This window comes from Nonomuraea sp. NPDC048882, from assembly GCF_040649755.1.
Lineage (GTDB): Bacteria > Actinomycetota > Actinomycetes > Streptosporangiales > Streptosporangiaceae > Nonomuraea > Nonomuraea maheshkhaliensis.
The window spans coordinates 83,872-96,717 of record NZ_JBEZGB010000017.1 but is presented as its reverse complement, the minus strand read 5'-3'; the positions used below and the strand labels follow the sequence as shown (position 1 = coordinate 96,717).

Sequence of the window (12,846 nt, the reverse complement as noted above, 5' to 3'; positions counted from 1 at the left end):
CCCGGGCTCGCTCATTCCCGGGCACGCAACACCGACCGCAGGATGGTCGGCAGCGATTCAGTTTGCCACATCTTTCCGGCGGACGCGAAACGACAGCTCGTCGAGGAGCTTCCTGTCGTGCTTGTCCAGCTTCTCGGGGTCGAGTTCCGCCGCGAGTTCGGGCCGGTTTCGTACGGTACGCCGGATCGCTTCGTCCCGTCGCCAGCGGGCGACATTTCCGTGATGTCCGGACAGCAGGACGGCCGGAACCGCGTGGCCCCGCCACACCGGCGGCTTGGTGTAGACCGGGCCTTCGACCAGGTTCTCCATGGAGCCGGGCGCGAAGGAGTCGTCCACGACCGACTGGGCGTTGCCGAGCACGCCGGGCAGCAGCCTGCCGATGGCCTCCACCATGACCAGCACCGCCACCTCGCCGCCGGCCAGCACGTAGTCACCGATGCTGACCTCGTCCACGCGCAGCCGCCCGGAGTACTCCTCCATGACGCGCGAGTCGATGCCCTCGTAGCGACCGCACGCGAACAGCAACCACGGCTCCTGGGCCAGCTCCTGCGCCAGTTCCTGGGTGAACGGGCGCCCGCTCGGCGTCGGCACGATCAACCGCGGCAGGGCCGCTGCTTGCGGTGCGGCCGTCGCCGACTCGACCGTCTGCGGCGTGGCGCGACCCTCATCCTCCGCACTCGCGCCGATGGCCGCGTCGATGGCCTCGCCCCACACCTCCGGCTTCATGACCATGCCCGGCCCCCCGCCGTACGGCGTGTCGTCCACGGTCCTGTGCACGTCATGAGCCCAGTCACGCAACTGGTGCACGCGTACGTCCAGCGTGCCCCGCTCCCGCGCCTTGCCGATCAGCGAGACGTCGAGCGGCGCGAAGTACTCGGGAAAGATCGAGATGATGTCGAGCCGCATCACAGCAGCCCTTCAGGCGGATCCACGACCAGCCTGCCCGCCTCCACGTCGACCTCGGGCACCAGCGCCAGGACGAAGGGGATGAGGGCGTCCTCCTGGCCCTTGCGGCGTACCACGAGCAGATCCTGGCCGTGGTGCAGGACGTCCTCCACCTGCCCGACCGGCTCGCCTGCGACGGTCACCACCTCAAGCCCGATGAGCTGGTGGTCGTGAAACTCGTCGGGGTCGTCGGACGGCGTCACCTCGGCCGAGTCGATGACCAGCATGGTGCCGCGCAGCGCCTCGGCGGCGTCGCGGTCGGTGACCCCTTCCAGGGACAGCAGCAGCATGCCCTTGTGCCAGCGGCGGGCGGCGACGACGAGCGGCCCCCGCTCCGGCGGATCGGTCCGGATCGCCGTACCGGCGGCGAAGCGCAGCTCCGGTTCGTCGGTGCGCACCTCCACGGTCACGTCACCGCGGACCCCGTGCGGGCGGCCTATCCGGCCGACGACCAGCTGCACCTGAACCTGCTTTCTGTATCAACGCGGAGCGCCCCCATCGGAACGAGACCGATGAGGGCGCGAAAACCTGACGCTAACGGACTGCTTCGTGCAGATCGAGCAGATCGACCCGTACGTACTTCCCGTCGGCCAGGGCGTTCACGACCGTGCGCAGCGCCTTGGCGGTGCGCCCGCCGCGTCCGATGACCTTGCCCAGGTCCTCGGGGTGCACCCGGACCTCCAGGACGCGCCCGCTGCGAATGCGGCGTGCGCGGACCCGGACATCGTCAGGATGTTCGACGATGCCCTTCACGAGGTGCTCGAGAGCCTCCTCGAGCACGTCAGGCCTCGCCCTCGGCCGGGGTCTCGGCGGGGGCCTCAGCCTCGTCCTTCTTCTTGGCCTTCTTCGCCGTGGTGGCGGCCGTGCCGGTGTCGCCACCGGACAGCGCCTCCTTGGCCGCGGCCTCGTAGAGGGCGTGACGGTCGGGCGCGGGCTCGGCGACCTTGAGCGGCGCAGGGGCGGGCTCGCCCTTGAACTTCTGCCAGTCACCGGTGAGCTTCAGCAGCTTGAGCACCGGCTCGGTCGGCTGCGCGCCGACACTCAGCCAGTAAGCGGCACGCTCGGCGTCGATCTCGATGCGCGAAGGGTCGTTCTTCGGGTGGTACAGGCCGATCTCTTCGATCGCACGGCCGTCACGCTTGGTGCGGCTGTCGGCGACGACGATGCGGTACTGAGCGTTGCGGATCATGCCGAGCCGCTTGAGCTTGATCTTGACTGCCACGGGTGTGGTCTCTCCTGCATTCGAGCGTGGGTGAACGGCACCTCGCCGAGTGGGGCACGACGGGATGACGCTCCAGGGACAGGCGTGACCTGCGGGAGGTGAGAGGGCACCCGCCTGGTCACGATGTTCCAACATGTCATTGTGCCAGATCGACGGCACTGCCCACGACTTGTCGGTGACAGTGCATCGCAAAAGTCCGACAATCCGAGCGCCCCAGGCAGAAGAGCCGCCCAGGGCGCCGCGGGTGGTTACTTCTGGCCGGGGAGGCGGAGTTTCGAGGGGTCGAAGCCCGGCGGCAGCTCCATCCCCGGCGGCAGCTTCCCACCGAGGTTGCCGAGCACCCCGCCCGGCTTGGGCTCCTCCTCGGCGGGACGCTCCGCGGGGGCCTTGCCGAGGGCGGCCTTGCGCGGGTCACCGCTGACGCGCCGCCCCTTCTTGGCCTTCTTCTGGGCCTTGCCGGCCTTGCCCCGGCCGCCCGGCATGCCGGGGATGCCCATGCCGCCCGCCATCCGCTTCATCATCTTCTGGGCTTCGAAGAAGCGGGTGATCAGGTTGCTCACCGCGCTGACGGTGACGCCGGAGCCGGCGGCGATGCGGGCGCGGCGCGAGCCGTTGATCATCTTGGGGTCTTGACGCTCGCCGGGGGTCATCGAGCGGATGATGGCCGCGATGCGGTCGAGGTCACGGTCGTCGATGGAGTTGATCTGGTCGCGCATCTGCCCCATGCCGGGCATCATGCCGAGCAGGTTTTTGATCGGCCCCATCTTCTGGACCATCATCATCTGCTCGAGGAAGTCCTCGAGCGTGAAGTTTTCGCCCGACGTGAGCTTGCCGGCCATCTTGGCGGCCTGCTCCTCGTCGAACGTCTTCTGGGCCTGCTCGATCAGGGTGAGGATGTCACCCATGTCGAGGATGCGCGAGGCCATCCGGTCGGGGTGGAAGGCGTCGAAGTCTTCGAGCTTCTCGCCCGTGGAGGCGAACATGATCGGCCGGCCGGTGATGTGGCGGACCGACAGGGCGGCGCCGCCGCGGGCGTCGCCGTCGAGCTTGGTCAGCACGACGCCGTCGAAGCCGACGCCCTCCATGAACGCCTGCGCCGTCGTGACGGCGTCCTGGCCGATCATGGCGTCGACCACGAACAGGACCTCGTCGGGCGAGACCGCGTCGCGGATGTCGGCGGCCTGCTTCATCATCTCCTGGTCGATGCCCAGGCGGCCGGCGGTGTCGATGATGACGACGTCGTGCTGCAGGCGGCGGGCCTCGTCGATGGAGCGGCGGGCCACCTCGATCGGGTCGCCGACGCCGCTGCCCGGCTCGGGCGCGTAGACGGCGACCTGGGCGCGCTCGCCCACGACCTGGAGTTGCTGGACGGCGTTGGGCCGCTGGAGGTCGGCGGCGACCAGCATGGGCGCGTGGCCCTGCTCGCGCAGCCACCGGGCGAGCTTGCCCGCGAGGGTTGTCTTGCCCGCGCCCTGGAGGCCCGCCAGCATGACGACGGTGGGCGGGGTCTTGGCGAAGCGGAGCCTGCGGGTCTCACCGCCGAGGATCCCGATCAGCTCGTCATTGACGATCTTGACGACCTGCTGCGCCGGATTCAGCGCCTGGGAGACCTCGGAACCGCGGGCGCGCTCCTTGACCTGGGCGACGAACGCCTTGACCACCGGCAACGCGACATCGGCCTCTAGCAGGGCGATGCGGATCTCGCGGGTGGTGGCGTCGATGTCGGCGTCGGACAGCCGCCCCTTGGATCGGAGGGAGGAGAAGACCGATGTCAGCCGGTCGGAAAGCGTCTCGAACACGTGGTTGGCCAGTCCTCGAAGCGAAAGTACGTCTAAGGCTCCAGCCTATCCGCTCCGCTAGCCGCTCCAGCCTGGCACGGCCATCCTGACGGTGAGAGCGTGCTCGACCAGGTTGATCAGAGCGCTCTTGACCGAGTCCTTGGAGCGGGCGTCGAGCCGCACCATCGGGATGTGCGGCGCCAGCGTCAGGGCGTCGCGCACCTCGGAGTCGCTGTGCGGGTAGGAGCCGTCCCACCCGTTCACCCCCACGATGAACGGGAGCTGCGCCTCTTCGAAATAGTCGATGGCCGGGAAGCTGTCGGCGAGCCGGCGCGTGTCGACGAGCACGACCGCGCCGATCGCGCCGCGGACGAGGTCGTCCCACATGAACCAGAACCGGTGCTGCCCGGGGGTGCCGAACAGGTAGAGGATCAGGTCACGATCCAGGGAGACGCGGCCGAAGTCCATGGCGACGGTCGTGGTCGACTTCAGCGGCGTCATGCCCAGATCGTCGATCCCGGCGGAGGCATCGGTCATGACGGCCTCCGTGGTCAACGGCATGATCTCCGACACCGCGCCGACGAACGTCGTCTTGCCCACTCCGAAACCGCCGGCGACCACGATCTTGGTCGAGGTCAAACCGGGGCTAGAGCCTGCGAAGTCCACTTAGCACCCTTTCCAGCAGGTTGACGTCCGGCCTACCCGCTTCCAGCTGCGGTTGATGCACCCGAACCAGACCCTCGGCCGCCATGTCGGCGATCAGCACCCGCACCACCCCGAGGGGGATCCGCAGCAGGGCCGACACCTCGGCCACGGATCTCACCTGGAGGCAGAGCTGGCTGATCGCTTTGTACTCGGGCGTGATGTGCGAGAACTCCCGGTGCTCGGCCGTCGCCGAGGACACCAGGGCCTCCATCGCCAGTTTGACCCGGGGCGCCGTCCGTCCGCCGGTCACGGCATAAGGCCGTACCGGGGAGGCCGGGTCGGAGCTCGACGGCGGTGGAGGCGGCGGCTCCCAGCCGCCGCTGTTCCATCCGCCGCTGTTCCACGTGGGATTCGACACCTACATCACCTGGTCTGGCTGGCGCGCAACTCCGCGCGCACAGCCGGAGTAAGCACCTGTCCGGCGCGGTCGACCATCAGCGTCATCTGGTACGCGACCAGACCCATGTCGCAGTCGGGAGCGGCCAGGACGGCCAAGCAGGAGCCGTCGCTGATCGACATGATCAGCATCAGCCCGCGCTGCATCTCCACGATCGTCTGATTGACCGCACCACCCTCGAACACCCGCGCCGCACCCTGCGTCAAAGACACCAATCCCGACGCGATGGCGGCCAGCTGATCGGCACGATCAGCCGGAAAACCCGCCGACGCCGCCAACGGCAGACCATCGGACGACACCACCACCGCGTGCGCTACCCCCGGCACCGTGCTGACGAAGTCCGTGATTAACCAATCGACGCCACGTGCTGACTGGCTCAGGTCGTTCATGCGCGCTCATCCCTGCTCTCAACGCTTCTCGGACCGGAGGGATACGTTCTTCCCTCGCTGATGTCGTCCCGTGCTGCCCTGAAGCCTTGCTGGAAGCTCGACAGACGACTACGTACCCGTTCTGGCGAGACCGAAGGCATGGGCGCCACACCCTTGGGCGCCGACACGGTGTCCGCCGAGCCGGGCACCAGGTTGGCCTTGGGCACCCGCTTGGGCAGTCCCGCCGCCGTGGCACCGTCACGTACGGGCTCCACGACCGCCTTCGCGGCGCTCCAGCCGGCGTCGGCGTTGGCCGAACCCCAGGTGGCCTCGCCTTCGGCGCTCTGCTCGAACCAGGCGGATTCGACAGAGGCGAAGATCGGCAGGTACTCGTCCCCCGAGGAGGCGGGCTTGACGACGGGTATGGGTCCGGTGGCCGCAGACTCGGCCTCGGGCAGGTCGAAGCGTGAGCGCCGCGGGCCGAGATCGGACGGTGCCGGTTCGGCCCAGCCCATGTCCTGGCGCTCGTCGGCGACCGGGCGCTGGGGCAGCGAGGCACCGTTCCCCCAGCTGCCCATCGGGCTGGAGGGGGTACGCGAGGGCACCCACACGTCCCTGCTCTCGTATCCGCCGCCGCCGTTGCCGCGCGGCTCGGACGGCCAGCCCATGTCCACGCTCGGCTGGGAGGGGAAGGACGGATGTCCGGGTCCCGGCCGGTAGTCGCCCCCGCCGCCCCACTGGGGCACGGGAGGAGGCGGCGGCGTGGGCTGCTGGCCGCCGAAGCCGAAGCCGAAGCTGTCGTCGCGCGAGTCCATCGACGGCATCGAAGGCATGGACGGCATCGAAGGCATGCCCTGGTTCCCGCCCGCCGGGTAGGCGGGGGACTGCGAGCCCAGGAGGGTTTCGGGGATCAGCACCATCGCGGTCAGGCCGCCGGAGCCGTGCGGGCGCAGCTGCACCCGGATGCCGTGGCGGTGGGCCAGGCGGGCGACCACGAACAGGCCCATGCGGCGCGACACCGAGACGTCCACGCTGGGCGCGTCGATGAGGCGTTCGTTGGCCTGGGTCAGTTCGTCGGCGGTCATGCCGATGCCGGAGTCGGTGATCGACAGCATCACGCCGCCGCCGTCGATCCGGCTGCCGGAGACGGTGACCCTGGTCTCGCGGGGCGAGAACGACAGCGCGTTCTCGACCAGCTCGGCGAGCAGGTGGATGACGTCGTTGACGGCCTGTCCGGCGACGGCCACGCCGTCGGGGACCTGGAGCACGACGCGTTCGTAGTTCTCGACCTCGGACAGCGAGGCGCGGGCCACGTCGACCAGCTTGACGGGCTTGCTCCAGCGGCGAGGGGGCTCCTGGCCGGCGAGGACCAGCAGGTTCTCGCTGTTACGCCGCATACGGGTGGCCAGGTGATCCAGCTTGAACAGGTTGCCCAGCCGGTTCTCGTCCTGCTCGCCCTGCTCCAGACCGTCGATCAGGGTGATCTGGCGTTCGACCAGCGTCTGACTGCGGCGGGAGAGGTTGACGAACATCGCGTTGACGTTGCTGCGCAGCCGGGCCTCCTCGCCCGCCAGCCGCACCGCCTCACGGTGCACCTCGTCGAACGCCCGCGCGACTTCACCGATCTCGTCGTTGGAGGCGACTCCGATGGGTTCGACGTCCGAGCTGTCGACGGCCGTCTCCGTCTCGCGCATCTGGCGGACGGTGTCGGGCAGCCGGCGGCCGGCGATGAACAGGGCTTCCCTGCGCAGCCTGCGCAGGGGGCCGCTGAGCGAGCGGGCCATGATCACGGTGACCAGCAGGACCAGGATGAGCAGGAGGACGATCGCGCCCGCCGCGATGATGGCACTCTGCTGCTCCGCGCCCTCCAGGGTGCGGCTGCGCAGCACGATGCTGTCGGCGGCCTGCTGCTCGACCTCGCGCATCCCGTCGACGGTCTCGGTGATGGCGTCGTACCAGGCCTTGCCGTCTCGGGTGAGCCCGATCTGACGGTCGGTCAGCAACAGGCCGGCGTTCTGGAGCACCAGGGCGCGCTGCGAGAGGATCTCCGCGCGGTCGACGGCCTTGCCGCTGACGGTGTCGTCGTACAGCTGGCGAAGTTTCAGCGAGACCTGCGACCTGAAGGTGCTGAGCTCACTGTTCTTCTGGGCACGCGCGGCGATGAAGTCGTCGAGCGCCGTCTTGCCGAAGGACCTGGTCGCCAGCGCGGCCACGAGCAGGGCGCGCTGGGTGGAGACGTACTGCTTGGCTCGGGACAGCGCGCCGAAGCCGGCCACGCTGGCGGACAGCTCCTCGTCGACCGCGCCTCGGTCGATCTTGTCGTTCAGCGACAACAGGTCCGAGATGGTCCGGTCGTAGAGGGTGATGACCGAGTTCACGTCGAGCTGGGAGTCCATGGCGGTCTCTCGCGACGTGGCCAGCTCGTCGAGCCGGTTCTTGATGATCAGGGCCTCGGCCGCATGGGGGCTGTCCTCGGTGCTCAAGGTATCGACGTCGCCTCGGACGTCGGTGACGAGCTTGTCGACCCGTTCGTACTGGGTCTTCACGTTCGAGGGGGTGCCGCCTCTGCGTCCCTGCGCGACGTACATCGCGCTCAGGTCGCGCTCGCTCTCCACTTCGTGGGCGAGGCCCGTCAGCTGGCTGGCCAGCACCGCGACCTCGTTGACCTGTGCGTACTCGTTGGCCGTGGCGATCGAGGTGGCAGCCCTCAGGCCGCCCAGCGTCAGTGCGGCGATGGTCGGGATGACGACCAGAACCACCAGCTTGGAGCGCACGCGCCAGTTACGCAGAGAGAAGCGGGCCCCCGCCTTCCGGCTGCCGCCTGCGGCCTTGCCCGGAGCCTGCGTCTGTGGTTTATGGGATGCCATTTGGGGGGCTCCATCAGTTAAGCCCTGATCCCCGCCCACAGAGGGGACAACACTCTTCACTTGCCTCCGCAACCTCTCCTCGGATGGTTTGGTGCACGAAGATCACGTCATGCCGGTGTTTGCAGTGTGACGCCGACGCACCCTTGGGGCGAGAGCTAATTGGAGCACATCAACAGGAGATCGGCCAATACCGCAAAGATCTCAGTTGCCACGCAATCCGACAATCTTCTCATAAGTCAACACCTGTCGCCCAGCCCCCCAGGCCAAGGCGGGCACTCCAGATAATCGGACAAAACGGGCAATATCACTCTATATGTGTATATATCTCGTTAATTTCCGGTGGACTGGATGCGGTAAGAAGCCCTGGCTGCGCTAGGGTGCCACCGTCGTTGAACACTCCCGTTCGCACTCACCCCCCTCGGTTCAAAGGAGACCCGCAATGCGGTTCGGTGCATTAGGGCGCACTGCTCTGATTGGGCTCGTCGCTTCCCTCGTCATCACGGGGTGTTCCAGCTCGGGCGAAGGAGGCGGCACCACCAGCGCCTCCTCGGAAATGAAGACCGACCTGCTGATCGGCCAGTACCCCGGTGCGGACTCCGCCCCTCTCTTCATTGCCATGGAGCGCGGTTTCTTCAAGGAAGAGGGCCTCAACGTCAAGCAGGAGCCGATCCAGGCTCCGCAGGCGGTGCTGCCCAAGCTCTCCAACGGAACCATGGACGTCGTCCTCGGCAGCTACGCCACCATCCTGACGATCCAGGAGGCGGGCACCGAGAAGTTCAAGTACATCGCCGACTCCTACCAGGGTGCGGCCGGTGCGTTCGGCATCATGGTCAAGAAGGGCTCGACCATCAAGGACGTCGCCGGCCTCAAGGGCAAGAAGGTCGGCGTCAACGCCCTGGCCGGTCTGGGCGTCCTCACGATGAACCCGCACTTCAAGATCGCCGGTCTGGACCCCAAGACCGACATCCAGTACGTCGAGGTTCCCACCACCAACTGGCTCAGCTCGCTCGACAAGGGCGACGTCGACGCGGTGTGGATGACCGACCCGTACGTCAGCGAGGCCAAGAAGACGCTCGGCGCCACCATGCTGCTGGACACCATGTCCGGCCCGACCGACGGTCTGCCGATCACCGGCTGGGCCGCCACGGAGAAGTGGGTGTCGGAGAACCCGAAGACGCTCGCCGCCTTCCAGCGCGCCATGGCCAAGGCCCAGAACATCGCCGCCACTGACCGTAGTGCGGTGACCAAGGTGCTGCCGACCTTCACCAAGATCCCGGCGGAGACGGCCGCGACCATCAACCTGGGCAACTACCCGACCACGCTGAGCGCCGACCGCATCCAGCGGGTTGCCGACCTCATGCTCGACGCGGGCATGCTCAAGAAGCAGATTGACGTCAAGTCAATGATTTACACCGCCCCTCAGGGATGATGAGCACGATCACCGCAGTGCGGCGCGAGCGGACTCCGCTCGCCCGCGCGAAACTCATCAAGGTCACCCGCCACGCCGTCGGCGTGGCGGGTTTTCTGCTCGCCTGGCAGTTGCTCGGGATGTCCGGCATGGTGAAGTGGCTGCCACCGGCGATCGACACCCTGGTCAGAGCCGTCGGGCTGGCCGTCGACCCGGTCTTCCTCGACGATCTGCGGGGCACGCTGGTCGCCGCGATCATCGGGCTGCCGCTGGCCGTGGTGATCGCCGTGCCGATCGGGCTGCTGCTGGGAACGGTCCCGGCCGTCGAGGAGATGACCCGGGTGTTCGTGGAGTTCCTGCGGCCCATCCCCTCGGTGGCGCTGATCCCGCTGGGGCTGTTCTTCTTCCAGCCGGAGATCAACGCCAAGGTGGCGCTCATCGTCTTCGCCGCCTCCTGGCCGATCCTCATCAACACGCTGTACGGCGTGCGTGACGTGGACCCGCTGGGCAAGGAGACGCTGCGCTCGTTCGGCTTCGGCAAGGGCGCGGTCATCTGGCGGGTGTCCCTGCCGAGCGCGGCCCCGTTCATCGCCACCGGTGTGCGGCTGGCCGCGAGCATCACGCTCATCCTGGCCGTCAGCTTCGAGTACATCGTGGGCGGGTCGAGCGGCATCGGCAGCTTCCTCATCGAGGCGAGCACGGGCATCGGCGCCGATGCCATGATCGACGTGATCGCGGCGCTCATCTGGGCCGGAGTGATCGGTCTCGTCGTCAACACCCTGCTCCTGCGCGCCGAGCGGCGCCTGTTCAAGTGGCGGACGGCATGATCCGTACCCTGGTCAAACGGCTCTGGCTGGTTCCCGTCGTGCTGATCGCGTGGGAGCTGACCGCGCTCTCGGCCGAGAGCCCGTACCTGCCGGGCCCGGTCAAGATCCTGTCCCGCATGTACGAGATGTGGTTCTCCGGGCCGTACATCCTCACCGACGAGGCCATCGACAACTTCGTCCCCAGCCTGGTCCGCGTGACCGGGTCCTGGTGCCTGGCCGTGATCGTGGGCGTGGCACTGGGAGTGGCGATCGGCCGCAGCTCCTGGCTGGCCGACTACGTCTCGCCGCTGATCGAGTTCGGCCGGGCGGTGCCGCCGCCCGCGATGCTGCCGGTCTTCCTCGTGCTGTTCACGATGGGCACCCAGGTGCAGGTGGCGACCATCGTCTTCGGCATCGTCTGGCCGATTCTGCTCAACTCCATCGACGGCGCGCGCAGCGTCGACCATCTGAAGATCGAGACGGCGACGGTCTTCGGGGTGCCGGCTCACCTGCGGTTCAGCCGGATCATCCTGCCGTCGGCCGCGCCGAAGATCTTCGCCGGGCTGCGGCTGAGCGTGTCGCTGGCGCTGATCCTGATGATCATCTCGGAGCTGAAGGGCAGCACCGAGGGGATCGGCTACCTCCTCAACCTGGCCAGCAACAACGCCGACATGCCGGCCATCTGGGCCGGAGTCCTGCTGCTCGGCGTGCTCGGCTACGTACTCAACACCCTGTTTCTCATGGTGGAGCGGCGCGTGCTCGCCTGGCACCGCGACGCCCACCGCATCGCATAGGAGAGTTCACGCCCGTGAGCGAGCTGCTGCTGAAGAACGTGAAGGTCGTCACCCACGACCGCGACGAGCCCATCGACGCGGACGTCGCCATCGAGGGCGGCCGGATCGTCCGGGTCGAGCCGGGGCTGTCCACGGCGGGCGAGGTGATCGACGGGGGCGGCCGGCTGGCCTTCCCCGGAGTCGTGGACGCCCACCAGCACTGGGGCATCTACAACCCGCTGCCGGAGGACGCCGAGTCGGAGAGCCGGGCCAGCGCCCAGGGCGGCGTCACCACCGCGCTCACCTACATGCGGACCGGTCAGTACTACCTCAACAAGGGCGGGCCCTACGCCGAGTTCTACCCCGAGGTGCTGCGGCAGGCCGAGGGCAGGGCCTACGTCGACTACGGGTTCCACCTGGCGCCCATGTCGAGCGGGCACATCGGCGAGTTGCCCGACCTGGTCGAGCGGTTCGGCGTGCCGTCGTTCAAGATCTTCATGTTCTACGGCGGTCACGGGCTGCACGGGCGCTCGGACGACCAGAGCTCGTTCCTCATGCTGCCCGAGGGCGAGCGTTACGACTACGCGCACTTCGAGTTCGTGATGCGCGGCGTGCAGGCGGCCCGCGAGCGGCTGCCCGAGCTGGCGAGCGAGATCTCGCTGTCACTGCATTGTGAGACAGCCGAGATCATGACGGCTTACACCAAGCTCGTGGAGGAGGCCGGGGAGCTGAGCGGGCTGGCCGCCTACAGCGCCTCACGTCCTCCGCACTCCGAGGGGCTGGCGGTCTTCATCGCCTCCTACCTCGCCCACGAGACGGGGCTGGGCAACGTCAACCTGCTGCACCTTTCGTCGCGCAAGGCCATGGACGCCGCCGTACGCATGGCGGCGACGTTCCCGCACATCGACTTCCGCCGCGAGGTCACGATCGGCCACCTGCTCGCCGACGTGGACACCGCCAACGGCATCGGCTCCAAGGTGAACCCGCCGATCAGGCCGCGCGAGGACGTCGAGGCCCTGTGGGAGTACGTGCTCGACGGCACCGTGGACTGGGTTGTCAGCGACCACGCCTGCTGCCGCGACGAGGTCAAGTTCGGTGAGCCGCGCGACAACGTCTTCCTGGCGAAGTCCGGGTTCGGCGGGGCCGAGTACCTGCTGCCCGGCCTGGTCACCGAGGGCCGCCGCCGGGGGCTGCCGTACGGCCGCATCGCCGCGCTGACCTCGTGGAACCCGGCCAAGCGGTTCGGCCTGCGTACCAAGGGCACGATCGCACCCGGTTTCGACGCCGACATCTGCCTGGTCGACCCCGCGCAGACGTGGACGGTGCGGGCGCAGGACTCGGAGTCGACGCAGGAGTACACGCCGTTCGAGGGGTTCGAGCTGACCGCCAGGGTGACGGACACGTTCGTGCGCGGCCACCGGGTGCTGGACTCCGGCAAGATCGTGGGCGCTCCGGCGGGCAGGTACGTGTCCCGGCCCGCCTGATCACCGGCAGCACACGACGCCGCCGCCGTACGGACGAGCAACCGTCTCATCCGTACGGCGGCGGCGTTTTGTCGTCTTTCACAGGAGCGATTC

Annotated in this window: 13 protein-coding genes; 4 read left to right on the top strand and 9 right to left on the bottom strand. The window is 68.2% G+C overall.

Features of this window, described 5'->3' with window-relative positions:
• Window positions 1-57: 57 nt before the first annotated feature.
• The 9 genes from trmD to AB0C27_RS43910 form a co-directional block, all read right to left on the bottom strand.
• Window positions 58-906, bottom strand: a complete 849-nt coding sequence (gene trmD / locus AB0C27_RS43950) for a tRNA (guanosine(37)-N1)-methyltransferase TrmD (protein WP_357857901.1) — start codon at window positions 904-906, stop codon at window positions 58-60.
• The gene (gene rimM / locus AB0C27_RS43945) at window positions 906-1,406 is read right to left on the bottom strand and encodes a ribosome maturation factor RimM (protein WP_357857898.1); all 501 of its coding nucleotides are present in this window, start codon (window positions 1,404-1,406) and stop codon (window positions 906-908) included. Before rimM ends, trmD begins: the two co-directional genes overlap by 1 nt.
• A gap of 73 nt (window positions 1,407-1,479) precedes the next feature.
• Window positions 1,480-1,725, bottom strand: coding sequence for an RNA-binding protein (locus AB0C27_RS43940; protein ID WP_043634919.1), 246 nt, complete (start codon window positions 1,723-1,725; stop codon window positions 1,480-1,482).
• A 1-nt stretch (window position 1,726) separates the two neighbouring features.
• The gene (rpsP, locus tag AB0C27_RS43935) at window positions 1,727-2,167 is read right to left on the bottom strand and encodes a 30S ribosomal protein S16 (protein ID WP_357857895.1); all 441 of its coding nucleotides are present in this window, start codon (window positions 2,165-2,167) and stop codon (window positions 1,727-1,729) included.
• Between the two features lie 248 nt (window positions 2,168-2,415).
• The gene (ffh, locus tag AB0C27_RS43930) at window positions 2,416-3,966 is read right to left on the bottom strand and encodes a signal recognition particle protein (protein ID WP_357857892.1); all 1,551 of its coding nucleotides are present in this window, start codon (window positions 3,964-3,966) and stop codon (window positions 2,416-2,418) included.
• A gap of 57 nt (window positions 3,967-4,023) precedes the next feature.
• The gene (locus tag AB0C27_RS43925; RefSeq protein ID WP_106252091.1) at window positions 4,024-4,584 is read right to left on the bottom strand and encodes an ATP/GTP-binding protein; all 561 of its coding nucleotides are present in this window, start codon (window positions 4,582-4,584) and stop codon (window positions 4,024-4,026) included.
• Between the two features lie 7 nt (window positions 4,585-4,591).
• Window positions 4,592-4,900, bottom strand: coding sequence for a DUF742 domain-containing protein (locus tag AB0C27_RS43920; protein ID WP_106252093.1), 309 nt, complete (start codon window positions 4,898-4,900; stop codon window positions 4,592-4,594).
• 113 nt (window positions 4,901-5,013) lie between these two features.
• A complete protein-coding gene (locus AB0C27_RS43915) occupies window positions 5,014-5,436 on the bottom strand; it encodes a roadblock/LC7 domain-containing protein (protein WP_346104683.1) in 423 nt (140 codons plus the stop codon).
• Window positions 5,433-8,282 carry a nitrate- and nitrite sensing domain-containing protein gene (locus AB0C27_RS43910; RefSeq protein WP_357857887.1) on the bottom strand — a complete coding sequence of 950 codons (2,850 nt, stop codon included), beginning with the start codon at window positions 8,280-8,282 and terminating at the stop codon, window positions 5,433-5,435. The genes AB0C27_RS43915 and AB0C27_RS43910 overlap by 4 nt, the downstream gene beginning before the upstream one ends.
• A gap of 553 nt (window positions 8,283-8,835) precedes the next feature.
• Here AB0C27_RS43910 and AB0C27_RS43905 point away from each other — a divergent pair.
• Genes AB0C27_RS43905 through AB0C27_RS43890 form a run of 4 tightly spaced genes read left to right on the top strand, consistent with a single transcriptional unit; the run spans window position 8,836 to window position 12,753 of the window.
• Window positions 8,836-9,711, top strand: coding sequence for an ABC transporter substrate-binding protein (locus AB0C27_RS43905; RefSeq protein WP_346104685.1), 876 nt, complete (start codon window positions 8,836-8,838; stop codon window positions 9,709-9,711).
• A complete protein-coding gene (locus AB0C27_RS43900) occupies window positions 9,711-10,517 on the top strand; it encodes an ABC transporter permease (protein WP_357857884.1) in 807 nt (268 codons plus the stop codon). The genes AB0C27_RS43905 and AB0C27_RS43900 overlap by 1 nt, the downstream gene beginning before the upstream one ends.
• Window positions 10,514-11,290: an ABC transporter permease gene (locus tag AB0C27_RS43895; RefSeq protein WP_357857881.1), complete on the top strand. Its 777-nt coding sequence runs from the start codon at window positions 10,514-10,516 to the stop codon at window positions 11,288-11,290. Before AB0C27_RS43900 ends, AB0C27_RS43895 begins: the two co-directional genes overlap by 4 nt.
• Before the next feature lie 14 nt (window positions 11,291-11,304).
• On the top strand, window positions 11,305-12,753 hold the full coding sequence (locus tag AB0C27_RS43890) for a dihydroorotase family protein (RefSeq protein WP_357857879.1): 1,449 nt from the start codon (window positions 11,305-11,307) through the stop codon (window positions 12,751-12,753).
• Window positions 12,754-12,846 lie beyond the last annotated feature (93 nt).

Excerpts from the sequence above, each read along its gene's own strand:
- AB0C27_RS43915 (WP_346104683.1), bottom strand. The coding sequence starts at position 5,436 with ATGAACGACCTGAGCCAGTCAGCACGTGGCGTCGATTGGTTAATCACG.
- AB0C27_RS43910 (WP_357857887.1), bottom strand. The coding sequence starts at position 8,282 with ATGGCATCCCATAAACCACAGACGCAGGCTCCGGGCAAGGCCGCAGGC.
- AB0C27_RS43895 (WP_357857881.1), top strand. The coding sequence starts at position 10,514 with ATGATCCGTACCCTGGTCAAACGGCTCTGGCTGGTTCCCGTCGTGCTG.
- AB0C27_RS43905 (WP_346104685.1), top strand. The coding sequence starts at position 8,836 with ATGAAGACCGACCTGCTGATCGGCCAGTACCCCGGTGCGGACTCCGCC.
- trmD (WP_357857901.1), bottom strand. The coding sequence starts at position 906 with ATGCGGCTCGACATCATCTCGATCTTTCCCGAGTACTTCGCGCCGCTC.
- AB0C27_RS43900 (WP_357857884.1), top strand. The coding sequence starts at position 9,711 with ATGAGCACGATCACCGCAGTGCGGCGCGAGCGGACTCCGCTCGCCCGC.